The organism is Corynebacterium striatum ATCC 6940 (assembly GCF_000159135.1).
In the GTDB taxonomy this organism is placed as follows: Bacteria; Actinomycetota; Actinomycetes; order Mycobacteriales; family Mycobacteriaceae; genus Corynebacterium; species Corynebacterium striatum.
Genome location: NZ_GG667526.1, coordinates 23,024 through 48,247, shown reverse-complemented (window position 1 = coordinate 48,247; position 25,224 = coordinate 23,024). Strand labels below are relative to the sequence as shown.

The window sequence follows — 25,224 nt, the reverse complement described above, 5'->3', positions numbered from 1 at the left end:
CGATGGACTTCCTACAACGCACTGAGGAGGGCGCCGCCGCGCTGTGGCGGGCGGTATATCCCGCAATCACCGATCCCGCCGGTCACCCCGCGCGCCTTGGTTTTCTAGCTGCCGGGGAGGCCAGCGCTTGGGCGCGCATCTTCGGGTTTGAGCCCCGGCTTCTCGACGCCACAGTAATAGCTACTCTATGCACCCAAACGGCGAACCCGGTGCTGCGCGGTGGCCTTGCCGCCGGTTCGGTGGGCCAGTACTGCAAGCGCGGCGAACCGAATGCTCTGGGCATTGCCGCCATTGCCTTGCATCACGGGGCTTATCTGTATCTTTTGCGTGCGCAGCGCAACGACAAGCTGGGCTGGGGCCTGCGCATCGGCGTGTGGGCTGGCGGCCTTGCCGTATCTAAGGGCCGCTACCGCGCGGCCACCGCCGTGGCTGGTGCGGCTGTCGCCGCCACTTCGGCGCTCGCAGGGGATCCAGCTTTGCGCGCAGAGGCCACGAAGGGCGCGAGCCACGGCGCCAACCTCATCCTCTTCTCAGAGGGGCTTACCCTCGCACGCACCCTGCCCGTCAACCCGCTGCGTGATAGCCGCCTACTGGGCGCCGCCGAGGCCGCTAGCCGCGTGCTTGGCCACTTCCTTCTGGTTGATGCACTGGAGCGCCACTGACGGGTGATTCAATGCCGCTAGGCGGCTGCCTTTTTAGTTCTGGCCGCATCGTCTTGCCATAAGAAATTCGGCGATGCAGCCACTCGAATGGGCCCGGCTTGCCAAAGTATTCGAGAAGGCAGGCCAGCAGCAGAGTGAGCAGCCAGTTGCCCACCGCCAACAAGGCCAAGCCGGAGGCATAGAACTGGGAGCCGATGTTTAAGGTGAACGGGAAAATCACCGTGAAGAAGATGATCGACTGCATGATGTAGCCGCTCATCGAGCGCTTACCCAGCGCACTAAATGGCCACAGCCACCAGGGCAGTGTCTGCACCTTCTCTAGCACCAGCGCGAGCATCGCCAGGATGCCCGGGCCGGTAATCACGCCGACGAAGGTGTTGAGAAGATAGAAGGCCCCCTCGGCTTCCGCGGGGAGCACGCCGATAGCAGCAAGGCCCCACGGCAGGCCCACGCCCAAGATGATCGCTGCTGCAATGCCCGCCCAGATGCGCAGCTCGGTGCGGTGAGACGCGACGTCGGCAAGCGTGCCCTGGCGCGCCCACGTAAAGCCCACCAACATGATGGGTCCGTACATGAGCATGAACGGCACGGCGGCAACAGCCTGCCCCAACAGCATCACTAATCCATCCAGCACCAACTTCCCATAGGATTTGGGGAGCTCGGAAAAGAGGACATAATTAATGCCTGATTCCGGAACCAAAAGCGTAAACACAAACGCACCGATTCCAAGGACCGTAATGATGGTCAGCAGGGTATAAGCGATCTTCTTGAGAGTTTTATCGTGCAGGGTAATAAACATGCTGATGACCAAAGCACAGCAGCCGTAGAAAAACATGATGTCGCCATTGAAGATAAACACCAGGTGGATAATGCCGAAAAGGGCCAGGAAGCCGTAGCGCTTGATGATGACCATGCGTGCCTGGCCGAGCGGGAAGCCGCGGCGCCAAAGGCTCAGGGTGATAAGCCCAATACCGAAGCCCAGGAGCGTGGAGAACATCGGCAAGCCGCGGTTATGCGCGAACATCGCGGTAAAGAGCACGGTTGCCTTATCCCACACGTTGCCGGAATCGATGCCGCCGAAGTACTGGCCGTCTGGATGGGCGGTGGTAATCCACCCAGTGCAGACGTTGGCTAGGGCGATGCCGAGAAGAGCCATGCCACGAGCTACGTCGGGCACGATCATGCGAGGTCGAGACTGAGACACTGCGGAGGTCATGGGCCGCATGTTACAGATCTTATGAAATTAGTTCTCGATTACTGCGCCGCGCTTGCTCCACTACTGTTCCGCGCGCTCAGCAAGCGTGGGGCGGATAGGGCGTGCCAGTCGCGTCATGCGGCGTCGTCCGCGCAGCTCAATGGACTTCATCATGGTCCAACGCGCCTGTTCAGCCTCGTTGGCACCGCGCAGCGTGGCGGAGTTAGTCAGCACTTGGCCCGGGGTGTCCTTGGCCAGCTCGGTCAGGCGCGCCGCCTCGTTTACTGCGTCACCGATGACGGTGTACTCGAAGCGATCTGCGCCGCCGATGTGGCCGGCCACCACGTGACCCGCCGCGACGCCGATGCCTGCCTGCAGCTCCAAGCCACGCAGCTCCTGACGCAGCTCGCGCGCTGCCTGCAGCGCCATGGAGTTAGCGTCGTAGACGTTAAGCGGAGCGCCGAATACGGCCAGCGCGGCATCGCCCTGGAACTTGTTGATGATGCCCTTGTTGCGGTGCACCACTTCGACTACGTGCTCGAAGAACTTGTTGAGCGCTTCGACGACCTCCTCCGGTGTGTGGTTGACCGCGAAGGTGGTGGAGCCGATGACGTCGATGAAAAGAACGGCTACCTTGCGGTCCTCGCCGCCCAACTCGGGGCGCTCCTCCAACGCGCGCTGGGCCACCTCCGTGCCCACGTAGCGGCCGAAGATATCGCGCACGCGTTGACGCTCGCGCAGGCCGCGCATCATCTCATTAAAACCTGCCTGCAGCACGCCCAACTCGGATCCGTCATAAATATCGACCTGCACATCATTTTCGCCGCGGCGCACGCGGTTGATGGCGTCCTGCAGCTCCAGGATGGGATCAACCACGCTCATCATCGCGAAGACGGTACCGGTAAAACCCGTTCCCAGGGCGGTCAGCGCAAGGGCGATTACCGCGGGCATGATGTCGGTGGAGTTATCGGTAAACAGTCCCGCGCGCCGGCCCAGCAGAACGAGCACGATTCCGATCAAAGGAATGCCCGACGTCATCACCCAGGTGAAGATGAGGCGGTACTTGATGGGCGGCTCCAGCGTGGAGTCCTCGAAGCGACGCGCCACGGCCTGTGCGGCTACTGGGCGCACCAGACGCTCGGCTTGCAGGTAGGTAAGCAGGACCACCAGCAGTCCCGCCAAGGTGGTGGACACACCGACCACCAGACCCAAACGGCCCGAGGACTGCGAGGCGATAACTACGGCGAGGATGATGCCGATGACCCACACCAAGGCCGCCACCGCGGCTTGGTAAACCGGGATGCGAAGCACGAGGTTGCGCACCATGTTGGGATCATGGGCGTCGGGATTGCGCTGCCAATCCAGCACCGGACGGAAAAGCAGCAGGGTAACCGCGATGCCGATCACCACAGCGAAGGTCACGTATAGGGCGCCGACGAGCTCGAGGTTGGGAACGTCGGAGGTGAAGTCCTTAATTTCCGGCATCGGCAGGAAGAAGACCACGAAGGTCATAATCGCGATGGCGCCGACGATGTTAGATCCCAGAACGAGCGTGGCGTACATCGGCCATTGGGTGCCCATAAGCCAGCGGGCGCCACGCAGTAGTCTGTTCATGATTTATTACTTTAGTTATCCCAGTAGGCTAGGGCGAGTGAATACCGGAAGCGTTGCGCAACGATTGGCAGATACCCCGGCGGTGGCCCACACGATCCTGGCCGCCGCGCGGGCAGCCCGCGGGGAGGGGGACCCGCGTGCCATGAGCCACTCGTGGCTGTTCACGGGCCCGCCGGGTGCTGGAAGGTCCCTGGCTGCGCTCTGCTTCGCGGCCGCGTTGATGTGTACTAGCGCTGACGAAAATGGGGACCCCGGCTGCGGCCAGTGCGAGGCCTGCCGTGGCGTACTCGAGCAACAAAAACACACCGACTTGGTCTACGTGGACCCCCAAGAACAATTCATCACCGTGGGCGAGGCCCGCGAGGTGATCGGCCGCGCCGCGAGCCTTCCCAGCGTGGCGCCGTGGCGCGTGGTCATCTTCAATAAGGCCGATCGCTTCCGCAACGAGGCTGCCAACGCGCTTCTCAAGACTGTTGAGGAGCCGCCGGAGCGCACGGTCATCATCATGGTCGCCCCGTCGGAGGACCCACAGGACTTTTCCCAGACCCTGCGATCGCGCTGCCGCCACCTCTATATCCCGGCACCGAGCGTCGACGGAATCGTCAAGCAGCTCATCGCCGAGGGCGCCAGCGAGCACGACGCCCGCCTGGCCGCCGTGACCAGCCTGCGCCACGTGGGCCGCGCGCGCCACTTGGTGCAGGATCCCGGCGTGCAGAAGCGTCGCGCCATGGCCATCAACCTGGCTGAGGAGGTCTACCGCGGGTCGCAGGCTTTCCAAGCAGTAACGGCATTGCTGAAGTTCGTGGAGACCGACGCCAAAAATTCCCGCGCCGAGCAGGATGCGGAGGAGCTGGTCAAGCTGGAGCAGTCATTTGGCGTGGGTGCCAAGGGTAAAGGCGCGGCCCGGGCACAGCGCGACGCCAAGTCGGCCCTCAAGGAGCTCGAGGATTTGCATAAGAAGCGCGCCAAGCGCCGGATTACGGACGGCTTGGACATGGCGCTCATCGATCTAGCGGGAATCTACCGCGATGCCCTCATGCTCAAGGTCGGTGCTCAAGTGGAGATGACGCACCCGGATTTTGCTGGATTGACAGGCGAACTGGCCAAGCGCGTGAGCGAGGACGGTCTGCTCGCGGCGCAGTCCGCGATTCGCACCTGCCGTGAACAACTTCTGCAGAACGCCAACCCCCAAGTGGCCTTCGACGGCATGGTGGGGCGGTTGCGTTTGGCCCGCTAGAGCCTGCTTTCCGACGCCGATCCACACGCGATTTCCGGAACCCGCCAGCACTGCGATAGAATCCCTTTTGCTGCATATGCAGTGTGCCGCTTTAGCTCAGTCGGTAGAGCATTTCACTCGTAATGAAAAGGTCGTGAGTTCGATTCTCACAAGCGGCTCAAAAAGAACCCGCCTTCTTATCTGTAAGAGGCGGGTTTAGTGCTTCCTGGCTAGTTACCCAGACCTGGAACTACAGACTTCCTGCTCGCCACCGCACGTGCTTGCCGACGCCCCGCAATCCACCAGAAAGCTGCATTTCCACCCCTGGGTATTTGCTAGAGGATGGCGGAGGGAGGGGGAGAAGTAGGAAAGCGTTAGCTCTCGTTAGCTCTGCAGCAAGCGCGGGACAACCTTGCCCGTAGCGTTGCGCGGAAGCTTGTCTAGGAAGTGGACATCGCGCGGCACCGAGTGGTCGGCGAGGTTCTCGCGCACCCATTCGCGGATGGTTTCTGCCGTCACGGACTTGCCCAGCGAATCCTTGGTGGTCACAGCCCACACCGCGATGCGCTGGAAGGTCTTCTCGTCCTCCACGCCGCCGGCGTGCACCTCGTGGATGCCCGGCATCGCTTCCAGAATCTCAGTGACCGACTGCGGGTGAACGTTCTCGCCGCCGACGATAATCATGTCGTCGGCGCGACCCACCACGTGCAGGTAACCCTGCTCGTCGATGTAGCCCAAGTCGCCGATGGAAATCAGCCCGTCAATCTTGTTTAGCTTGATCTTCGGGTTGGTGTAGCCAATCAACGCGGTGGAGTTGGTCAGGTAAATCTCGCCGACCTCGCCGCGCGGCACCTCGATGCCCTCCTCGTCGAGGATGCGCAGCTTCGTGCCCGAAGCCACCTTGCCGCCGGTGGTCGGGTCCTTGGCCACCTCTTCCATCGTCGCCGTGGAGGCGAGCGCGAGCTCCGTGGAGCCGTATACGTTGCACAGAATGGGTCCGAAGCGCCCGTTGGTTTCCTCCACAATCTGCGGCGTGAGCGCGTGGCCTGCAGAAGCGATGAACTTTAACGAAGAGGTGTCGTAGCGCCCAGATGGGTCCACTTCGACCATCGCACGGAAAAAGACGGGGGAGGATAGCAGGCCGTCGAGCTTGTAGCGCTGAATATCATCGAGCGCCAGCTCCGGGTCAAAGTCGCGGCGGGTCACGATGGTGTTGCGCAGACCCAGCGCGATGTTGACGCAGGCCCAACCCCAAGTGTGGAAGATGGACGCCGTCATCTGCACCTTCTGGTTTGCGCGCCACGGGATGTTGCCCACGATGGAGGCAAGCACGACCGGCAGGGTCGGCTCTGGGCGCATGATGCCCTTCGGGATGCCGGTGGTGCCGGAAGACATCAGCACGATGTGGCCATGCTTGGGGTACTTGTCCAGGCGGACCTGGGAGACGGCCTCGGGGTGCTTGACGACGTCGCTTAGCGTGCGCAATCCATAATGTTCCGCGCCCGAGTCGTGGCTGATGATGACCTCGAGCTTCTCGTAATAGGCCGGATCGAGACGGTCGATGAATTCGTCATCGATAGCGAGGACGTTGATGTTGTTTTCTTCGATGCAACCGGCTAGCTGTTCCGGAGAGGAACCCACGTTGAGCAGGAAGATGTGGGCACCCGCGTAGCCTTTGGCACCGAGCGGGATAATGATGCCGCGGCCGTTGCGAGCCATGACACCGAGGCGGATCTCCGGCAGGTCGAGCGCGCGCAAGTGCTTGGCGAGGGTCTGCGCGTTATTGCGCAGTTGGCGGTAGGTGAGGGTGCCGTCGTCATCGATAAGCGCAATGCGATCTGGACAGGTGATGTAGCCCTGCTCGAGCTCGCGCGCCGTGGTGAAGCGGTAGCGGGTCAGGATTGGCCCTGCCTTGATCAGGGGAGTGATTCCGTCGTGGTGGGTAATGATTCCGGACTTGAAGAGTTCGGGGACAAAGCGGCTGATCGCCGCAGCTTTGAAAGCTAAATCGGAAAAATTGAAAGACATATAAACCTATTTTCAAAATAATTTGGAGAGCTATTCGCTTCTCTATCGTATTTTCAGGGCTAACCGTTGCTCTGAAGGGGTCAAATGTTGCTAGTGTTACAGAAGTTACCGTAAAGTAGCGTAGGATACTTTTGATTCTAAACACATTTTCTGAATATCCGGATTCCTGGCGGTCAACTGGACGGGCATCCAGGTTGCGCTAGGATAATGTGCGACAAATTTTGAGAGGAATCTAATGAAGCTGAAGAAGAAGGTGGCTGCTGTCGCCGCCGCTATGTTTGTTGCGGTGGGGGTTGGCCAGGTGCCGCAGGCGGTTGCGGCTGAGCGTAACTTGGTGGCTTTCGGTGACTCCGTTTTGGCGGACCCTGATGTGGGAGCCTACCTGCAGGCGCGTCTGAGCTCTCAAAGTGCTGGTGGTGTGAATTGCCCGCAGTCCAATAACTTTGCAAAGCGCACCGGCGCGAAGTTGGGCCTGCCGGTCGCTGATTTCTCCTGCTCCGGCGCCGTTTCCTTCTCCCCTGGGCCGCAGATGTTCTCCCAGGTGGACCGCGCTATCCAGACGGGGGCGCTCAGCGGTGAGACGCGTCGAGTTCTCTACACCACCGGTTTCAATGACACCTACAACAACCCCGGAATGAGCGAGGGCGAGCTGCGTCGCCGCTTTGTTGATGCGAATGCACCTTTGATTAACCGCATTCGTGCCGCTGCGCCGAACGCGCGTATTCAGATTGTGGGCTATCCGACCATTGGTTCCGCGGGGAGCTACTGCTTGCTGCACGTTGGCCCAACTCCGGCGGATCGCACCTACCTTCCGCAGGTGGAAGGCTGGGAGAATGCAGCCCAGTGGATGCAGGTTGACCTTGCGTCCCGTACGGGTGTCGAATTTCTCGACATGAAGCCTTCTTCCCGTAATAACGGCATGTGTGCGAACGCGGATCAGCGCATGTGGGCTGGTCTTGTGGACTTTACTGCGGGCGACGGCAATCTGCCGCTGCACATCAACCAGCGCGGTCACGAGCATGCGGCAAACGTTATTGCCGCATCCTAGATTCTGAAAGACATTTTCATTAGTACGGCCTTGCTGAAAATCTGTGTAGGCTCGGCCGCATGAGTGAAACAACCGTTAAAGCAGTAATCGCCCGTTCCAAGGGTGCACCAGTAGAGACCGTTGACATCGTCGTGCCCGAGCCGGGCGCTAACGACGTCATCGTAAAAGTTCAGGCCTGCGGTGTGTGCCACACCGACCTGGCCTACCGCGACGGCGACATCGAAGATGCCTTCCCGTTCCTGCTTGGACATGAGGCTGCGGGCGTCGTCGAGCGCGTGGGCTCCGACGTAACTCACGTGGAGGTCGGTGACTTCGTCATCCTGAACTGGCGCGCCGTGTGTGGCGAGTGCCGCGCCTGCAAGAAGGGCGAGCCGAAGTACTGCTTTAACACCCATAATGCTTCCGCGAAGATGCGTCTGGCCGAAGGCGACCAGGACGCCGGCACGGAGCTGACCCCAGCGCTCGGCATCGGGTCCTTCGCGGAGAAGACCCTGGTTCACGAGGGTCAGTGCACCAAGGTGGATCCAGGCGAGGATCCTGCCGCCGCTGGCCTGCTCGGCTGCGGCATCATGGCAGGCCTGGGCGCTGCGGTTAATACCGCCGACATCCAGCTAGGCGAGTCCGTCGCCGTATTCGGCTGCGGCGGCGTGGGCACTGCGGCCATCGCAGGAGCCAAGCTGGCAGGTGCTGCGAAGATCATCGCGGTGGACATCGACGAATCCAAGCTGGAAACCGCCCGCGAGTTCGGCGCCACCGACACGATCAACACCAAGGATTTGAGCGAGGACGAGGTCGTCGAGGCCGTCCGCAACCTCACCGAGGGCTTCGGCACCGACGTCACCATCGATGCAGTGGGCATTCAGCCGACCTGGCGCCAGGCTTTCTACTCCCGCGATCACGCCGGCCGCATGGTCATGGTGGGCGTGCCGAACCTCACGGATCACGTGGATATCCCAGCCATCGACCTGTACGGCCGCGGGGGTTCCATCAAGCCGGCGTGGTACGGTGATTGCCTCCCGGAGCGCGACTTCCCGGCCTACGTCTCCTTGCACCGCAATGGGCAGTTCCCGCTGGACAAGTTCGTCTCGGAGCGCATTGCGCTTGACGACGTCGAGGAAGCCTTCACCACCATGAAGTCCGGCAAGGTTCTGCGTTCTGTCGTAGAGTTCGCGTAAACCGCTAGGGTGCAATCAAGAAGGAGCAAAGATGCAGATCGATAAGGTAGTGACCTCGGGTAAGTTTCGCCTCGACGGCGGGGAGTGGGACGTGGATAATAACGTCTATGTCATAGGCGATGCCTCCGGCGTTTACGTGGTGGACCCTTCCCACGACCTAGACGCAGTGGCCGACATGGTTGGCGACCGCCCCGTCAAGGGCATCCTCCTCACTCACGCCCACAACGACCACTGTGACCTCGCGCCCGCGGCCGCCGAGCGCTTTAGAGCCGAGGTTTATCTCCACCCCGACGATGAGATGCTGTGGGAGGAGTCCAACGGCGGTGCGCCTTTCACCCCGCTGGCGGATAACCAGCAGTTCCAGGTCAGCGGCGAGGACATCACGGTGTTCCACACCCCAGGTCACTCCCCGGGCTGTGTGGTCTTGCACCTGCCATCCGACGGCGTTCTACTCTCCGGAGACACCCTCTTCAATGGCGGGCCCGGTGCTACCGGCCGCAAGTACTCCGACTTCGACGTCATCATCGAGTCGCTGCGCAACGTCGTGTTCCACCTGCCCCCGGAGACTCGCGTCCTGCCAGGTCACGGCGATGAAACCACGGTAGGGGCAGAGGCTGCCCGCATCGACGAGTACGTGGCCCGCGGCTATTAGTTAGCCCTCGCTCGCTGCGTCCACCAGATAGGCGCCATAGCCTGATTTCATGAGCGGATCGGCGAGCGCGGCCAAGGCCTGCCGGGAGATGAAACCCTCGTGGTAGGCCGCCACCTCGGGTGAGCCAATCACCGTGCCGGTGCGCTTTTGCATGACCTCGACGTAGGCGGAGGCCTCGCTCATGGAGTCCACGGTGCCGGTATCCAGCCATACGTCGCCGCGCTGCATGCGCTGTACGCGCAGCTGCCCGCGCCGCAGGTATTCCTCGTTGACCGCGGTGATTTCTAGCTCCCCGCGGGCGCTGGGCTCGATAGACTTGGCGATCTCAACAACGGAGTTGTCGTAGAAATATAGGCCCACCACCGCATGGTTGGACTTGGGCCTTTCCGGCTTCTCCTCAATCGAGAGCGCATTGCCGTCGGCGTCGAAGTCCACCACGCCATAGCGCTGCGGATCAGAAACCTCGTAGGCGAAGATGATGCCGCCCTCCGGATTGCGGCACTGCCCCAGCGCGGTGGCAAAGCCGTGGCCTTCGAAGATGTTGTCGCCCAGAACGAGCGCCACCGAGTCATCCCCGATGAAGTCCTCCGCGATGAGGAAAGCCTGCGCCAGGCCCTCCGGCTGTGGCTGCACCGCGTAGGAGAGCATGAGGCCGAGCTGGGAGCCGTCGCCAAGCAGGCGTTCAAAGGATGCCGAATCCTCCGGCGTGGTGATGATGAGGATCTCCCGGATGCCCGCCTGGATGAGAGTGCTCAGCGGGTAATAGACCATGGGTTTGTCGTAGATCGGCATGAGCTGCTTCGAGATGCCCTTGGTGATGGGGTAGAGGCGCGTGCCTGAACCGCCAGCGAGGATGATGCCTTTCATGAATTCAACCTTAATCCAGCGAGTAGAGCGCGAGGTACAGCGCAATCGCCGCGCGCCAGTTCATAGGGCTAAAGCCGGTGGCCTCAATCTTGGACAAATCCAGCGTGGACTCCAGCGGACGCTGCGCGGGCTCATCGCCGTATTCCTCGGCGCTGACCGGGTGGACCTCGGAAGGGTCGTGGCCGAGCCCGATGAACGTGGCCATCGCGATTTCGTCGCGGCCTACGCTGTCGCCCCCGGAGGATATGTTGTAGATGCCGTAGGGTGCCTGCACCTTGAGCAGGTGAGCGATGCCCTTGGCTAGGTCCTCGGCGAAGGTCGGCCGCCCGTGCTGGTCATGGATCACCTTCGGTTCCACGCCCTGTTTGGCAAGCCGCGCCATGGTCTTGACGAAGTTATTGCCGTCCCCAAAGACCCAGGAGGTGCGCACGATGTAGTGCTTTGGCGCCACGCTTGCCGACGCCTCACCTGCCGCCTTCGACGCCCCATACAGGCTTAACGGGCTGGGTGTTTCCTCCTCGGTGTGGATTTTCTGGGAACCGTCGAAGATGTAGTCGCTCGAGACATGCACCAAGGTCAGGTTGTTCCCCACGGCGATGCGCGCGAGCTTCGCGGGCGCTAGGGCGTTGACTTCCCAGGCGCGGGCGCGGTCGGACTCGGCCCCATTGACGTCGTTGTAGGCAGCGCAGTTAATGATTGTGGAGTAGTGCCGCCAATGGCGCTCAGGTGGGTTGCAGATGTCGAAGTCCTCGCGTGCACAGAACTCAGCGTGGGGCAACACTTGGCGCAGCGCGCGCCCCAGTTGACCGTTTGCACCGGTGACCAATACTTTGCGCGGGGCCATGGGGGTGACGTCGGCAAGGCGTGGGTGAGCCCGGTCTTTGTCAGAGATCTCCGTGGGTTCGAGCGGCCAATCCACCATGTCCAGATTCACGAATGTGTACTCCGCATCCGGTGACCAGTGGTCATTGACGAGGTAAGAATAGGCGGTTTCCTCCAGCGCCTGGAAACCGTTGGCCACGCCCCAGGGCACAAAGACGGCGGTCTCCGGCCCAATTTCGTGGGTGACCAGCTCGCCGTAGGTCGGAGAGCCCTCGCGCACGTCGCACCACGCGCCAAAAACTTTGCCATGGGCGATGCTCACCAGCTTGTCCCATGGTTCGGCGTGGAGGCCGCGAGTCACGCCCCTCGCGGCGTTGAAAGAAACGTTGTTCTGCACCGGCTGAAAGTCCGGCAGCCCGGCATCCAGCATCTTGGCGCGCTGCCAATTCTCCTTGAACCAGCCACGGTTGTCGCTGTGCACATCCAGTTCCAGGATGAGCAGGCCTTCAATGGCTGTCTTCTTGATCTGCATGATTGCCCCTTATTGTCCTTGCTGCGCGTAGTGCTTCTCGACGTCGCCCTTCACCGGACGCCACCACTGCTCATTGTCGTGGTACCACGTGATTGTTTGCTCAAGCCCCACGCGGAGGTCCGTGTAGCGCGGGACCCAGCCGAGCTCGCGGCGCAGTTTCGAGGCGTCCATGGCATAGCGTTGGTCGTGGCCCGGCCTATCTGCCACGTGCTCGTAGCGGGCCTTACCAGTTTCGTCAGTAGCTCCCATGATCTCGCAGATCACTTCGATGACTTCTTTGTTGTTGATGTCTTTCTGGTCGGCACCGATGTTGTAGGTTTCACCGATTTCGCCACGATCCAAAATCGCTAGCACTGCTGCGTTGTGATCATCGACGTGAATCCAATCGCGCACTTGCTCGCCGGTGCCATAAAGCTTTGCGGGCTGATCATCCAATAAGTTGGTGATCTGCCGCGGAATGAATTTCTCCACGTGCTGGTACGGGCCATAGTTATTGGAGCAGTTGGAGATGGTCGCCCGCAGACCGAAGCTGCGCACCCAGGCACGCACTAGATGGTCCGAGCCGGCCTTGGAAGCCGAGTACGGTGAGGAAGGGTTGTACGGAGTGGACTCCGTGAACTTCGTGTCGGCGCCGATTTCAAGGTCGCCGAAAACCTCATCGGTGGACACGTGGTGGAATCGCACGTCATGCTTGCGGCACGCCTCGATCAGTGTGAACGTTCCCACCACATTGGTCTGAATGAAGGGGGAAGGGTCCCGCAGCGAGTTGTCATTGTGCGACTCAGCGGCGAAGTGAACGACTACGTCCGACTGCGCCACTAGCTCGTCTACCAACACGGCGTCAGCGATATCACCGACCACTAGCCGTGCCTCGACTCCCTCAAGGTTCGCGCGATTGCCGGCGTAAGTGAGCTTGTCGAGGACCGTGATTTCCACCTCCGGCCGCTCCTTAGCTACGAGACGAACGAAGTTTGCGCCGATGAATCCGGCGCCACCTGTGACGAGCATTCTGTGCATGGCTACCAAGTTTAGGCCACCGTTCCTATCCTTCCTCAGCTCCGGAGCAAAACGCCAGCGTTGCCCTCCCGCAAGACACACTTGTCCTGCGGTTAGGCACTGAGTTTGCGCGCTGGAGCTTTTTGCGCAGCCGGACTGTCATTGAGAAGGATCTGCCCCGAACGTGCGGGGCGATAACCCACTCTTCCTGTTTTGGGGCATCGTTCCGCATGACCCATATTTCTGGCCCCGTCCCGTTGGTCATTGTTATCAACATGATGACCTCTGCATTGGAGCGTTAAGTTCCGTAAGTCCGTGGTCCCACCGGCTGCCCAAGCATGAATATGGTGGACATCGCATTCGACCCAGGGCTTATCACATCCCGGCCGCGAGCACACCAGCTCTGATGCCGCCAAAGCAATCCGTTGATAGAGGCTTGCACTGCGCTTGCAGCGGCCAAGTTCCAGCGGGAAACCTTTGTCATCTACTGCGCAGATAAAGTCATGCGATGCAGCTCCTATGCGCAACAGGTCGAGCGGGGAAAGCTCCACTCCTGTGTTGGTGGCGAACCTCGTGGAAGAATCCATCTCCTCCAACTCGCTCAACGTGGTGGTGATGAGCAGGGAACCTACTCCGCCGTTAGTGTGCTGCTTCGACTCCAAGTAGTCGTGCACTATTGCCGCCAGCTGATCCGCCATGCGCTGCGAATAAGTGCGCGAGTCTTCCTCGGCGGGGACATTTGGTCCGCCCTGATGGCGGGCTGGTGCGAAAGCAGCCTTGAGCATCGCCGCAGTAGCAGCATCGACATAGCCGCTGATGAACACGCCTCCGTCGGCATCTGGCTGGGAAATGCGCAAGCGGCGCTTCTTAAAGACCGCATCCACATCCGAAACCGATTTGTTGGCCTGACGGATAGCGTTGCGCAGCCAATCCCGCAAAGCCGTATGGGAAAGCTCGCGGGACTTCTCCAAGGCTTGTTGGCGCAATTCTTGCGGCCCAGGCGTCGCGCCCTCAGTGAGGTGTTCCAATTCGCGCTCGATAAGCGCGATGGTCTTTTCGCGCGCGGCATCTTCCTCGAGCATCTGACGGCGCCGCTTTTCGGCTGCCGCGCGCTCCCGCCGATCACGCTCGCGAGCAGCCTCTTCTCGCTTGCGCTCTTCGTCGCTAGCTTCCTCGCCCACTGGCAGCGTTTCAGACGGTGCAGATTCAGAAGGGGAGACCTCAGCAAGCGGCGCAAAAAGTGATTGCCCCGTCTTTATCCGTGACTGAGCTTCGGCGTAAGTGAGCCCCAGTCTCGCCGTGAGGTAGTCTTCTGGCTTGCTCGACCCCACCACGCGCCCAGCATCATCGCGCGCGGCAATGAACGCGAATGCCGCATCCACGGTGGTCTTTTTGCTCATTACGGTTTCGAGATGCTCAAAGGCGGGGTGGAGGCGCCCAAAGTAGACATCAGAGGGATCCTTCAAGAGCTCTCGCAGTGAAGTTAGCGAGCTCGTAATGCTATTGATTGTGGAAATTATTGCCTCATGCTTGTCTTGCATTGTTTCCGTCCCCCTCTCGAATCCCCGTATTCGATTACATGTTCTATTATATCGAATCCTAAAGGTGTGTCAATAGGGAAGTAGAAAAACTTTTCGAATTAAACACTCAGTAAGGGTAGACAGTTATGTGACGAGCTATGCGGGGAATTTGGGTAGCGCCGTGTGATCCAGCCACTGCTCAAGCAGCGCGTCCACGGCAGCCGGATCCTCGCTCTCTGCGTGCAGGCGTTCAATGAGATTCGCAGGACTAACGACGTTATGCTGGCTGGCCTTTACATAGGAGCGGACGGCGCGGAAAAAGGCGACGTCGCCAAGCAGGCGGCGTAAAGCGTGAACCGTGAGGGCCCCACGTTTGTATACGCGGTCATCGAACATGTCGCGTGTGCCGGGATTGGAAAGCTTAAGGTCCTGCTTTTTGCGTGCCAAGACGTTGTAGTGGGAACGCGCCGAATCATGCGCAGGCTGGTCGTGCGCGTGCTCCATCCACAGCCACTCGCAGTAGCAGGCAAAGCCCTCATTAAGCCAAATGTCTTTCCATTCTGTGAGTCCCACCGAATTACCAAACCATTGATGGGATAGCTCGTGAGCGATGAGACGCTCAAAGGTAGCCGAGACATGGTTCGAGCCGAAAATAGAAAGTCCCTGGGCCTCCAGCGGAATCTCTAACTCGTCCTCGGTAATGACGACCTGGTATTCGTCGAATGGGTAACTGCCAAAGCAATCGGCGTAGAACTTCAACATTTCGTGTTGGTGTGCGAATTCGCGCTTGACCGCCTCTTTGAGCTGCGTCGGGGCCCATGCGCGAACGTGCTTGCCCAAATCAATCTCCACAAATTCACCAACCTGCACCGTGGCGAGGTAAGTGGCCATGGGGTGCTCGGTGCGGTAATGCCAGGTCGTTGTGGAACCGCTGGCTTGCTTGCGGGAGACCAATTTTCCATTAGAAATAACACGGAACGGATCATCTGCGGTAATCCGAATATCGTAGGTGGCCTTCTCGCTCGGGGTGTCATCGCATGGGAACCAGCTGGGAGCGCCGTTGGGCTGGCTAGCCACCAGGGATCCTGACTCGGTCTCCTCCCACCCCAGCTCGCCCCACGGGGTGCGAATTGGGCGCGGGGAGCCGCCGTAGCGGATGTGGAGCTCAAACTCGGTGCCTTCCTCCACGGTCTCGGCGAAACTGATGCGCAACTTGCCAGTGGATTGCCGGAACTTCGCCACGCGTGGTGCATTTTTAGCCGTGATACGGCGTGCCACCATGGCGCCACCAAGATCAAGGGTGAGCTTGTCGACGTCGTCAAGTGCGCGCATGTGCAGCACCGCCACGCCCTGCAGCATGTTGGGCTCCACGCGGTAGGTGAGGTCCAAGTCGTAGTGGAGCACCTCGAAGCCTAAATTAAACGCAATACCGGTGTACTCGTCGCGGTGCTCGGAGAGTTGACCAGCGGTTGAGGCGACATGCGAAAGGGCGGTGGAAAGCAGCTTCATAATGCTGCGATCCTACCGCCCTTAAGGTCTAAAGCCCTATTCGAGAAAGCCTAGGAGTTAAGTGCTGCCTCAAATACCGGCCAGGACTTCTCAATGTCTTCGCGCCAGCCCGGCCAAGAGTGGGTGCCGACGTTGCGGAAGTTGAAGGTTGCAGGAATCTGCTGCTTATCCAGCTTTGCCTTCAGATTGTGGGTGCAGTGGTTGACTGCAGCCTCAATGATGCCGCCCTCGACCTGCAGCTGGGCAGAGCCCATGAGTGCAACGGCTGGGTTCATACCCTGCGCGGTGTAGTAAGAAGAGGTGTCGGTCTCACCAGCGAGACCGGTTGCGGAGGAAACGTAGAGAGCAGTGCCGCGCAGCTTCTCGGAGTTGAGCAGGGCATCGTTGTGACGGTTGTTCTCGGAGCCCATTTGGCCCCACATCTGCTCCGGCTCAGCGCCGCCACGGTTAACGGTTAGGCGCAGGAACTGGTGCTCCAGCGGGGTGGAGGTAGCGGCACAGCCAGCGAAGGAGCCTACTGCATCGTAGAAGCCCTGGTTGTGCTGAGCGAAGAGGAGGGAGGAGGTTGCGGACATGGACATACCCGCAACGGCACGCTTGTTGGAAGCCTGCAGGCGGCCCTCGAGGGCGGTCGGCAGCTCCTTGGTCAGGAAGGTCTCCCACTTCTGCGGGCCGGAGAGGTAGCTGCCGTTCGGCTCCTGCTCCCAGTCGGTGTAGTAGGAGAAAGCGCCGGCCTGCGGAACGACGACGTTGACGTTCTTCTGGGAGTAGAAGTCAACGGCCTGGGACAGGTTTAGCCAGTCAGAATCCTGCTCAGCGGAACCTGCACCATTGAGCAGGTAGATGGTTGGGCGGTTAGCGTCCTTCGCACGGATCACTGCCAAAGGAACAACGCGGCCGTTCATAGCAGGGGAGGTGGCCTGGAGCTTCAGGACGCGTGCATCGTCCTTGTACTTCTGGAACCACTTGGTTGCTTCTACCTCTGGGGTGACCTGCAGATCGGAGACCTCCGAGAGGGTGGTCTCGCCAGCTACCTGCTGTGGGGTGAGGGTTGCAGCACCTGCGGCAGGTGCAGTGAGAGTGCCAGCAGCGATGGCTGCTGCTGCGATGATAGTGCTAATTCGCTTCATTGGCTTCTTTCCAACATCTGAAGAGTGACAAGGAGAGCTTACTGTGTTCATGCTGTCTGGTCTACCGTGCGGAGCCAGTAGGGGTAAACAATCTCAGTTCAGTAAGCCATTCGGTAACTGGGATATCGGCGACCGCTTCGTATTCGTTAACAATTTCCGATGAATTTTACTGTTTCAAAACGGCGGCTTGGGGGAATGCCTTTTGTGTAGCGTGTCGGTCAAGGCTGGCTAAGCTGCACAAATTGCTAGGTGGCAGTGTCTTGTAGTGACTTTCGGGGTTTGCCTGTCGATGATGGTGGGCAATGATCATAGGACTCTCGTGAAGTTATTGAAGTTAGCAGTGGTGTGGGGGTGGTTTTTGTGTCATAATCTTCTGCGTCGGAAACCATGTGGCACGTAACGACGTCGCATGAAAGCCCGTTAATATATGTGCAACCCGGTCTGCGGCCCACCCCTTGGGCGTGTGGCCTGCACCTAAATCAGCCAGAAACAATAGAAAGTGAAGCTCAATGAACGCTTTTGATACCCTTCTCGTCATGATCAACAACATCCTCGGTGGCTGGATCCACGCTGGTTCCTCCATGTCCTCCAACGCGGCATTGGCCATGGGGCTGTTCTAAATTAGCCAACGCTGCCCCCGCCACGGTGCCTATATATAGGTCCGGAGGCGGGTTCTTTTTGCTCATCGTTGGTGGGGAGCACATGCTTACCGACGTCCCCATCTCTCGCCCATGCACACAATCGCGGGGGGAGAGAGACACAGCGCACGAAGTTACGTATTCTTATATGCGTGACTAATGAACATTATGACGTTGTAGTACTCGGCGCGGGCCCCGGCGGCTACGTGTCCGCCATCCGCGCAGCCCAGCTCGGTAAGAAGGTTGCTGTCATTGAGAAGCAGTACTGGGGAGGCGTCTGCCTCAACGTTGGCTGCATCCCGTCCAAGGCGTTGTTGAAGAACGCCGAGGTTGCACACACCTTCAACCATGAGGCTAAGGCTTTCGGCATCTCTGGTGATGTCTCCTTCGACTTCGGTGTTGCTCACAAGCGCTCCCGCAAGGTCTCTGAGGGCATCGTCAAAGGTGTCCACTACCTGATGAAGAAGAACAAGATCACCGAGATCAACGGCCTTGGCTCCTTCAAGGACGCAAAGACCATTGAAATCACAGAGGGTGATGACAAGGGTAAGACCGTCACCTTCGACAACTGCATCATCGCAACCGGCTCCGTCGTTCGGTCCCTCCCGGGCGTCGAAATCGGCGGCAACATCGTTTCCTTTGAGGAGCAGATCCTGAAGGACGAGGCTCCGAAGTCCATGGTCATCGTGGGTGCCGGCGCAATCGGCATGGAGTTCGCATACGTCCTGGCTAACTACGGCGTGGACGTCACCATCGTCGAGTTCATGGACCGCGTTCTGCCGAACGAGGACAAGGACGTCTCCAAGGAGATTGCTAAGCAGTACAAGAAGCTTGGTGTGAAGCTGCTGACCGGCTTCAAGACCACCTCCATCAAGGACAACGGTGACAACGTCACCGTTGAGGTCGAGTCCAAGGACGGCTCCAAGACCGACACCCTGACCGTTGACCGCTGCATGGTCTCCATCGGTTTCGCACCTCGCGTGGAGGGCTTCGGCTTGGAGAACACCGGTGTTGAGCTCACCGAGCGCGGTGCAATCGCGATCGACGACTACATGCGCACCAACGTTCCGGGCATCTACGCTATTGGCGACGTCACCGCGAAGCTGCAGCTCGCACACGTGGCTGAGGCACAGGGCGTTGTTGCCGCTGAGGTCATCGCGGGCGCTGAGACCCAGCTGCTGGGTGACTACATGAACATGCCACGTGCTACCTTCTGCAACCCGCAGGTTGCTTCCTTCGGCTACACAGAGGAGCAGGCACGGGAGAAGTTTGCTGACCGCGAGATCAAGGTCGCTACCTTCCCGTTCTCCGCAAACGGTAAGGCTGCTGGTCTCAACGAGACCGCCGGCTTCGTCAAGCTCATCGCTGATGGCGAGTACGGCGAACTCATCGGTGGCCACATGGTTGGTTCCAACGTCTCCGAGCTCCTGCCGGAGCTCACGCTGGCACAGCGTTTCGACCTCACCGCAGAGGAAATCGGACGCAACATCCACACACACCCGACGCTTTCTGAGGCCATGAAGGAAGCTGCCGAGGGCATCGGCGGCCACATGATTAACCTCTAAGCGCTTTTTGCGTTAAGGCCCCCGCGAGGGGGCCTTTTCTGCATCTTCTGGCAAATACCCAGCCCTGGAAACACAGACCTGCTGGTGGCGATCCCGCGAGAACAAACGGGATGCTTGTACGACCACGAGGTCTTGTCTTTCAGGGCTGGGTATTTGCGTTCCGGCAGCGAAGCGCGGCGCCGCAAGCCCGGGATGTCGCGTGCTTAGTAGGGGGCTACGGAAGAGCGGTGGGCGTCGATATTTAGCGTCTCGTTGATAGCAGGGAAAGCGCGCTGTGCGCAGTTCGCACGCGGGCAGGTTCGGCAGCCATTGCCAATTGGTGTTGCTGCAGAGAGGTCGCCTAAATCAAGCCCCTCGGCGTACACCGTGCGGTCTGCGTGGCGAGCTTCGCATCCTAAGCCAATAGCGAAGAGCTTATTCGTATCGCCATAGCGGCCCTGGTGATGCTGCACCGAACGAGAGATCCACAAGTAATTACGGCCATCGGGCATCTGGGCCACTTGGCGGGAGATTACGCCGGGTTTAGAGAAGGTCTCGTAAATATTCCACAACGGGCAGGTGCCGCCAGAGTTGGAAAAGTGAACGCCCGTGGCTGATTGGCGCTTGGACATGTTTCCTGCACGGTCAACGCGCACAAAAGTAAAAGGAATGCCTCGCTTGTTTGGGCGCTGGAGGGTTGAAAGACGAGACGCAACCGTCTCGTAGCCCACGCCGAAGACCTGGCACAAGTACTCAAGGTCGTATCCAGATTGCTCGGCCTCTGCGTGAATAGTCGTGTATGGCAGGATGGTGGCCGCTGCGAAGTAGCTGGCGATGCCGCGCTTAGCCAAGTTACGTGAGGCCTCTGAGGTGAAGGGCTCTTCGTCGACGAGGGCGTCGATAAGCGAGCCGGCTTCTAGGAACCCTAGCTCCGCCGCCATACGGAATGCGCGCTGGCCTTCAGTAAGGCGGCTGGCGAGACGGAACGTTCCCTCTTCGGAATCAAAGCGGTGCAGCGTTCCGTCCATTTGGGGTGTGGTGAGGATCTCCACCCCGTGCTTTTCGGTGAGGCGCACGGCTAGGGCGGCCTCTGTGTCACGGATGCGGAACTGGGAAACGTTGAGCTTGGAGGCAAGGGCCTCGGCGTGTAGATCAAGCTCGTCAAGATAGTTCTGGCGAGCGTAGAAGAAGTCGCGGACTTCGTCGTGCGGCATGGATAAGGCTTGGGTGCCAGCAGTGCGCCGGCTATCGGTAGCCAGTGAGAGCTTGTCGCGCACATTGCGATAGCGACGGTGGATGTCCACGAGGGTTCGTGCCACCGTGGGGTGGTTATAGACCAATTCAGAGAGCTCCTGGAGCTCAACGGGGGAGGGGCAGAGCTCCTTGTCTTGAATTACGTCTTGGATTTCCGCGAGGAGGCGTGAATCGTCGTCGCGTGAGAAGAACGTGGCGTCGACACCGAAGACTTCCGTTATTCGGAGTAAGACAGGTACCGTTAATGGGCGAACATCGTGTTCGATTTGATTCACGTAGCTGGCCGAAAGGCCTAGTGTAGCTGCTAGGGAAGCTTGGCTAAGGTCCCTTTCGCGCCGCAGTTGGCGAAGGCGCGAACCCACGTATGTCTTGCTCATGTGAGAAAGGTTACCGGCGCAGGCCCGGTCGTAACAGGAGTTTTGCAAAGTTTGTGTGAAGCTTCTTAACGACCCTGCGACTGGGGGTATTTTGCGTGGGGTGTGGGTGGTGTGACTCCTGCGAAAGTTTGACACCTAAAGGGGTAACCCTGTCACTTGAATCGTCGCCTGTGACCAACCTCATAAATTGCTGGGAATTCCGCAACGCCCGTATTGCGTAAAGGGCAGCATGCAAGGTAAACGGCTTTTCGAAAGTTAGTTTTTAGGCGATCCTTACCTAAAGAATTTTCTACGGAATGCTTAGTGGCACTTTGGCGGGCTAAAGAAGGCCCAAATTGACTAGTTGCCAGCGAATAAGGCTGCGTAAGGTAAAAGCGACTATGGAGGTGTCATGTCTGTAAAAAATCCTGACCGTGAAGCTCTCGCTCACGGCCGTATCACTAATGAAGCAATTCGTACCAAGCCTTCCGTTCCCACCTGGGCACTGAAGCTCACCATGGCCGTTACGGGCCTGTTCTTTGCGCTCTTCGTTGTTGGCCACATGGCCGGCAACCTGAAGCTTTACTTGCCGGCTCACGACGGCGATGAGGCGCTGGACATCTACGGCGAATTCCTGCGTGGACTCGGCGAGCCGCTGATTCCGCATGGCCACATGCTGTGGATCATCCGTATCGTCCTTCTCGCCTGCGTTATCGCTCACATCTACGGCGCATTTGCCCTGACAGCCCGTTCTAAGCAGTCCCGCGGTAAGTTCAAGCGCACCAACCTCATGGGTGGCCTGGATTCCTTTGCCACCAAGACCATGCTGGTCACCGGTGCCGTCCTGCTGCTGTTCATCATCTTCCACCTGCTGGATCTGACGATGGGCGTGCAGCCGATTGCCCCTGAGGCATTCGTCCACGGTGAGGTTAAGGCAAACATGATTGCCACCTTCAGCCGCTGGCCTGTCACCATCTTCTACGTGCTGGCAATGTGCTGCCTGTTCCTGCACCTGACCCACGGCATCCGTCTGGCTGCTTCTGACCTGGGTATCACCGGTGCAAAGTGGCGTCAGGTCTTCGTGATCCTGGCCTATGTCATTCCGGCAGTCGTTTGCATCGCAAACATCGTTATGCCGCTGTCCATCGCCCTGGGTTGGGTCAGCTAAAGGAGCTTTTGAATATGTCTAACACTGAACTCAAGCGCGAGCACCCAACGTTCTCGCACCCGACGTCGATTGTTCCTGGCGTCACCGCTGGCCGAATTCTGGAGTCCCACGAGCCACACGGCGTCCCAATGAAGGACATGTGGAGCTACCAGAAAGACCACATGGAGCTGGTCTCCCCGCTGAACCGCCGCAAGTTCGAGATCGTCGTTGTTGGTACCGGTCTGGCGGCCGGTTCTGCAGCTGCCGCCCTCGGCGAGCTGGGCTACAACGTCAAGGTCTTCACCTACCATGACTCCCCACGTCGTGCGCACTCCATTGCTGCACAGGGTGGTGTTAACTCTTCCCGTCATAAGAAGGTTGACAACGACTCCGCTTACCGCCACACCAAGGACACCGTGAAGGGCGGCGACTACCGTTGCCGCGAGTCCGACTGCTGGCGCCTAGCTTACGAGTCCGTCCGTGTTATCGACCACATGAACGCCATTGGTGCGCCGTTCGCCCGTGAGTACGGCGGCACCCTGGCTACCCGCTCCTTCGGTGGTGTGCAGGTCTCTCGTACCTACTACACCCGTGGTCAAACAGGTCAGCAGCTGCAGCTGTCCACCACCTCGGCGCTGTACCGCCAGATCGGTCTGGGCAACGTGGAGCTCTTTGCTCACCATGACATGCAGGACATCATCACCTACAACGACAATGGTGTGAAGCGCGCAGGTGGCATCGTCACCCGTAACCTCATCACCGGCGAGCTGAAGGCCTTCACCGGCCACGCAGTTATCCTCGGTACCGGCGGTTACGGCAACGTCTACCACATGTCTACGCTGGCCAAGAACTCCAACGCTGGTGCCATGATGCGTGCCTACGAGCAGGGCGCATACCTTGCTTCCCCGGCATTCATCCAGTTCCACCCGACGGGTCTTCCGGTCAACTCCGAGTGGCAGTCCAAGACCATTCTGATGTCTGAGTCCCTGCGTAACGACGGCCGCATCTGGTCCCCGATCAAGGAAGGCGACGACCGCCCCGCCAACGACATTCCGGAAGAGGAGCGCGACTACTTCCTGGAGCGTCGCTACCCGGCCTTCGGCAACCTGGTTCCGCGTGACGTTGCTTCCCGTGCGATCTCTCAGCAGATCAACAAGGGCCTCGGCGTCGGACCGCTGCACAACTCCGTTTACCTGGACTTCCGTGACGCTATCCAGCGCCTCGGCAAGGACAAGATCCGTGAGCGTTACTCCAACCTCATCGAGATGTATGAAGAGGCAATCGGCGAATCCGCATACGAGACCCCGATGCGTATCGCACCGACCTGCCACTTCACCATGGGTGGCCTGTGGACCGACTTCAACGAGATGACCGCTATCGACGGCCTGTTCGCCGCCGGTGAGTGCTCTTGGACCTACCACGGTGCGAACCGCCTGGGCGCTAACTCCTTGCTGTCCGCATCCGTCGACGGCTGGTTCACCCTGCCGTTCACCATCCCGAACTACTTGGCTCACCACCTCGGTGAGGCCAAGCTGGCTGAGGATTCCGCAGAGGCAGCACAGGCTATTGCACGCGCACAGTCCCGCATCGACCGCCTCATGAGCGTTCGCGGGGAGAACCCGCACGGCCCGGCTTACTACCACCGCCAGCTTGGCGAGATTCTGTACTGGGGCTGCGGCGTTTCCCGTAACGTCGAGGACCTTAAGGTTGCTATCGACAAGGTCCGCGCTCTGCGTGAGGAGTTCTGGGCAAACGTCCGCATCACCGGCAATGCAAATGACATGAACCAGGTTCTCGAGTACGGTCTGCGCGTTGCTGACTACATCGACCTGGGCGAGCTCATGTGTGTTGACGCTCTGGACCGCGATGAGTCCTGTGGTGCGCACTTCCGCGACGACCACCTCTCTGAGGATGGCGAGGCTGAGCGTGATGATGAGAACTGGTGCTTCGTTTCCGCCTGGGAGCCGGGTGCAAACGCTGGCGAGTTTATCCGCCACGCAGAGCCTCTGTACTTTGATTCGATCCCGCTGATGACAAGGAACTACAAGTAATGAAACTGACACTTGAGATCTGGCGTCAAGCCGGACCGACGCAAGAAGGCAAGTTCGAGACCATTCAGGTCGCTGACGCCGCCGAGCAGATGTCCATCCTGGAGCTGCTGGACCACGTCAATGATGGTCTGATCGAGGCTGGCAACGAGCCTTTCGCATTTGCCTCTGACTGCCGTGAGGGCATCTGTGGTACCTGTGGTCTGCTGGTTAACGGCCGTCCGCACGGCCCTGGCCAGAACACCCCGGCCTGCCAGCAGCGCCTGTTCCAGTTCAAGGATGGCGACACCATCAAGCTGGAGCCATTCCGTTCCGCTGCATACCCCGTCATCAAGGACATGATCGTGGACCGCGCCAAGCTGGACCACGTCATGGAGCAGGGTGGCTACGTATCCATGGACGCCGGTACCGCACCGGACGCAGATACTCTGCACCTCAACCACGAGACCGCTGAGTACTCCCTCGACCACGCTGCCTGCATCGGCTGCGGTGCCTGCGTGGCATCTTGCCCGAACGGTGCAGCACACCTGTTCACGGGCGCCAAGCTGGTTCACCTCTCCCTCATGCCGCTGGGCAAGGAAGAGCGTGGCCGCCGCGCCCGCAACATGGTCGACGACCTTGAGCAGAACTTCGGTCACTGCTCCCTTTACGGTGAGTGCGCTGACGTCTGCCCGGCAGGCGTCCCACTGACCGCCGTGTCCGCGGTTACCCGCGAACGTGCACGTGCTGCTTTCCGCGGCAAGGACGACTAAGATATAGTCATTCACAGGAATAACAGGAACGAGAGAAAGTTTCAGCCATGAGCGACAACACCCATGCAGTTGCTGATCACGCAAGTGAGACCTACCCGGAGTTCTCCGGCAAGATCCAGGACTCTTACATTGAGGGATACGACCCAGTATCCTTCGGCGCACCGCACTCTTCTTTGCTGCGCACCTCCACCTGGGTAGGCATGGGCCTGATCCTTTCTCTGCTGCCGGCAGCCGGCACCCTGATTTGGGGCCTCGGCGCTGGTGCCTTCCAGTACGGCGTGGGCCAGGAGAGCTCCCAGATTTCCATCATCGTCGGTGCTGCCCTGCTCGTTGTCATGGCTGTCGCTTGCGTTGGTCTCATCCACTACGGTCGTCGTTACTACCGTCAGTATCGTTCTGAGACCGGTCGTATCAACTAGTTTCTGTGCATCGGACGCCCCCGCAGCCCTCGTGGCGCGGGGGCTTCGTTAGTCTCTAGGGACATAACAGGGTTAGTCTCTAGGTTCGACCAAGGAGTAC

General features: G+C 59.7%; 20 protein-coding genes and 1 tRNA gene. 11 read left to right on the top strand and 10 right to left on the bottom strand.

The genetic code is table 11. The features are described from left to right. Positions 1-2: 2 nt before the first annotated feature. The gene (locus HMPREF0308_RS09945) at positions 3-662 is read left to right on the top strand and encodes a hypothetical protein (RefSeq protein WP_034657444.1); all 660 of its coding nucleotides are present in this window, start codon (positions 3-5) and stop codon (positions 660-662) included. Here the strand turns inward: HMPREF0308_RS09945 and HMPREF0308_RS09940 are convergent. Both HMPREF0308_RS09940 and HMPREF0308_RS09935 read right to left on the bottom strand, forming a co-directional pair. After that, the gene (locus HMPREF0308_RS09940) at positions 610-1,878 is read right to left on the bottom strand and encodes a DUF418 domain-containing protein (RefSeq protein ID WP_236251912.1); all 1,269 of its coding nucleotides are present in this window, start codon (positions 1,876-1,878) and stop codon (positions 610-612) included. The genes HMPREF0308_RS09945 and HMPREF0308_RS09940 overlap by 53 nt on opposite strands. A 60-nt stretch (positions 1,879-1,938) precedes the next feature. Further along, the gene (locus tag HMPREF0308_RS09935) at positions 1,939-3,471 is read right to left on the bottom strand and encodes an adenylate/guanylate cyclase domain-containing protein (protein WP_005531225.1); all 1,533 of its coding nucleotides are present in this window, start codon (positions 3,469-3,471) and stop codon (positions 1,939-1,941) included. Here HMPREF0308_RS09935 and HMPREF0308_RS09930 point away from each other — a divergent pair. Both HMPREF0308_RS09930 and HMPREF0308_RS09925 read left to right on the top strand, forming a co-directional pair. Then, positions 3,470-4,708 carry a DNA polymerase III subunit delta' gene (locus HMPREF0308_RS09930; protein ID WP_005531223.1) on the top strand — a complete coding sequence of 413 codons (1,239 nt, stop codon included), beginning with the start codon at positions 3,470-3,472 and terminating at the stop codon, positions 4,706-4,708. The two genes, HMPREF0308_RS09935 and HMPREF0308_RS09930, sit on opposite strands and share 2 nt — an antisense overlap. 85 nt (positions 4,709-4,793) lie before the next feature. After that, positions 4,794-4,866, top strand: a tRNA-Thr gene (locus tag HMPREF0308_RS09925). A 205-nt stretch (positions 4,867-5,071) separates the two neighbouring features. Here HMPREF0308_RS09925 and HMPREF0308_RS09920 read toward each other — a convergent pair. Further along, positions 5,072-6,715: an AMP-binding protein gene (locus HMPREF0308_RS09920; protein WP_005531222.1), complete on the bottom strand. Its 1,644-nt coding sequence runs from the start codon at positions 6,713-6,715 to the stop codon at positions 5,072-5,074. Positions 6,716-6,950: 235 nt separating this feature from the next. On the opposite strand from HMPREF0308_RS09920, the gene HMPREF0308_RS09915 reads away from it, so the two are divergent. Genes HMPREF0308_RS09915 through HMPREF0308_RS09905 form a run of 3 tightly spaced genes read left to right on the top strand, consistent with a single transcriptional unit; the run spans position 6,951 to position 9,590 of the window. Beyond that, on the top strand, positions 6,951-7,763 hold the full coding sequence (locus HMPREF0308_RS09915) for a GDSL-type esterase/lipase family protein (protein WP_005531218.1): 813 nt from the start codon (positions 6,951-6,953) through the stop codon (positions 7,761-7,763). A gap of 59 nt (positions 7,764-7,822) precedes the next feature. After that, positions 7,823-8,938: an S-(hydroxymethyl)mycothiol dehydrogenase gene (locus HMPREF0308_RS09910; RefSeq protein ID WP_005531205.1), complete on the top strand. Its 1,116-nt coding sequence runs from the start codon at positions 7,823-7,825 to the stop codon at positions 8,936-8,938. Positions 8,939-8,969: 31 nt separating this feature from the next. After that, entirely contained in the window at positions 8,970-9,590 is a 621-nt protein-coding gene (locus tag HMPREF0308_RS09905; RefSeq protein ID WP_005531203.1) for an MBL fold metallo-hydrolase, read from the top strand. On the opposite strand, the gene rfbA is transcribed toward HMPREF0308_RS09905, so the two are convergent. From rfbA to HMPREF0308_RS09875, 6 genes are all read right to left on the bottom strand, one after another. After that, a complete protein-coding gene (rfbA, locus tag HMPREF0308_RS09900; RefSeq protein WP_005531200.1) occupies positions 9,591-10,457 on the bottom strand; it encodes a glucose-1-phosphate thymidylyltransferase RfbA in 867 nt (288 codons plus the stop codon). A gap of 10 nt (positions 10,458-10,467) precedes the next feature. Beyond that, on the bottom strand, positions 10,468-11,811 hold the full coding sequence (locus HMPREF0308_RS09895) for a sugar nucleotide-binding protein (protein ID WP_005531198.1): 1,344 nt from the start codon (positions 11,809-11,811) through the stop codon (positions 10,468-10,470). Positions 11,812-11,820: 9 nt separating this feature from the next. Beyond that, positions 11,821-12,828 (bottom strand): dTDP-glucose 4,6-dehydratase, encoded by a 1,008-nt coding sequence (gene rfbB / locus HMPREF0308_RS09890; protein ID WP_005531196.1) that lies wholly within the window; start codon positions 12,826-12,828, stop codon positions 11,821-11,823. 92 nt (positions 12,829-12,920) lie between these two features. Then, a complete protein-coding gene (locus HMPREF0308_RS09885) occupies positions 12,921-14,207 on the bottom strand; it encodes an HNH endonuclease signature motif containing protein (RefSeq protein WP_236251914.1) in 1,287 nt (428 codons plus the stop codon). A 276-nt stretch (positions 14,208-14,483) separates the two neighbouring features. Further along, positions 14,484-15,836: a M1 family metallopeptidase gene (locus HMPREF0308_RS09880; RefSeq protein WP_005531192.1), complete on the bottom strand. Its 1,353-nt coding sequence runs from the start codon at positions 15,834-15,836 to the stop codon at positions 14,484-14,486. Between the two features lie 50 nt (positions 15,837-15,886). Next, entirely contained in the window at positions 15,887-16,966 is a 1,080-nt protein-coding gene (locus HMPREF0308_RS09875; RefSeq protein ID WP_005531191.1) for an alpha/beta hydrolase, read from the bottom strand. A gap of 790 nt (positions 16,967-17,756) precedes the next feature. On the opposite strand from HMPREF0308_RS09875, the gene lpdA reads away from it, so the two are divergent. Next, the gene (gene lpdA / locus HMPREF0308_RS09870; protein ID WP_005531189.1) at positions 17,757-19,169 is read left to right on the top strand and encodes a dihydrolipoyl dehydrogenase; all 1,413 of its coding nucleotides are present in this window, start codon (positions 17,757-17,759) and stop codon (positions 19,167-19,169) included. A 203-nt stretch (positions 19,170-19,372) separates the two neighbouring features. Here lpdA and ramB read toward each other — a convergent pair whose 3' ends face one another. Further along, complete coding sequence (gene ramB / locus HMPREF0308_RS09865) at positions 19,373-20,779, bottom strand: acetate metabolism transcriptional regulator RamB (protein WP_005531188.1); 1,407 nt, start codon at positions 20,777-20,779, stop codon at positions 19,373-19,375. Positions 20,780-21,170: 391 nt separating this feature from the next. Between ramB and HMPREF0308_RS09860 the strand changes: the two genes are divergently transcribed. Genes HMPREF0308_RS09860 through HMPREF0308_RS09845 form a run of 4 tightly spaced genes read left to right on the top strand, consistent with a single transcriptional unit; the run spans position 21,171 to position 25,124 of the window. Further along, positions 21,171-21,926: a succinate dehydrogenase cytochrome b subunit gene (locus tag HMPREF0308_RS09860; protein WP_005531187.1), complete on the top strand. Its 756-nt coding sequence runs from the start codon at positions 21,171-21,173 to the stop codon at positions 21,924-21,926. Positions 21,927-21,940: 14 nt separating this feature from the next. Then, entirely contained in the window at positions 21,941-23,956 is a 2,016-nt protein-coding gene (locus HMPREF0308_RS09855; RefSeq protein WP_034657443.1) for a fumarate reductase/succinate dehydrogenase flavoprotein subunit, read from the top strand. After that, entirely contained in the window at positions 23,956-24,705 is a 750-nt protein-coding gene (locus HMPREF0308_RS09850; RefSeq protein WP_005531175.1) for a succinate dehydrogenase/fumarate reductase iron-sulfur subunit, read from the top strand. Before HMPREF0308_RS09855 ends, HMPREF0308_RS09850 begins: the two co-directional genes overlap by 1 nt. A 47-nt stretch (positions 24,706-24,752) precedes the next feature. Continuing rightward, complete coding sequence (locus tag HMPREF0308_RS09845) at positions 24,753-25,124, top strand: hypothetical protein (protein WP_005531174.1); 372 nt, start codon at positions 24,753-24,755, stop codon at positions 25,122-25,124. The last annotated feature ends 100 nt before the right edge of the window (positions 25,125-25,224 follow it).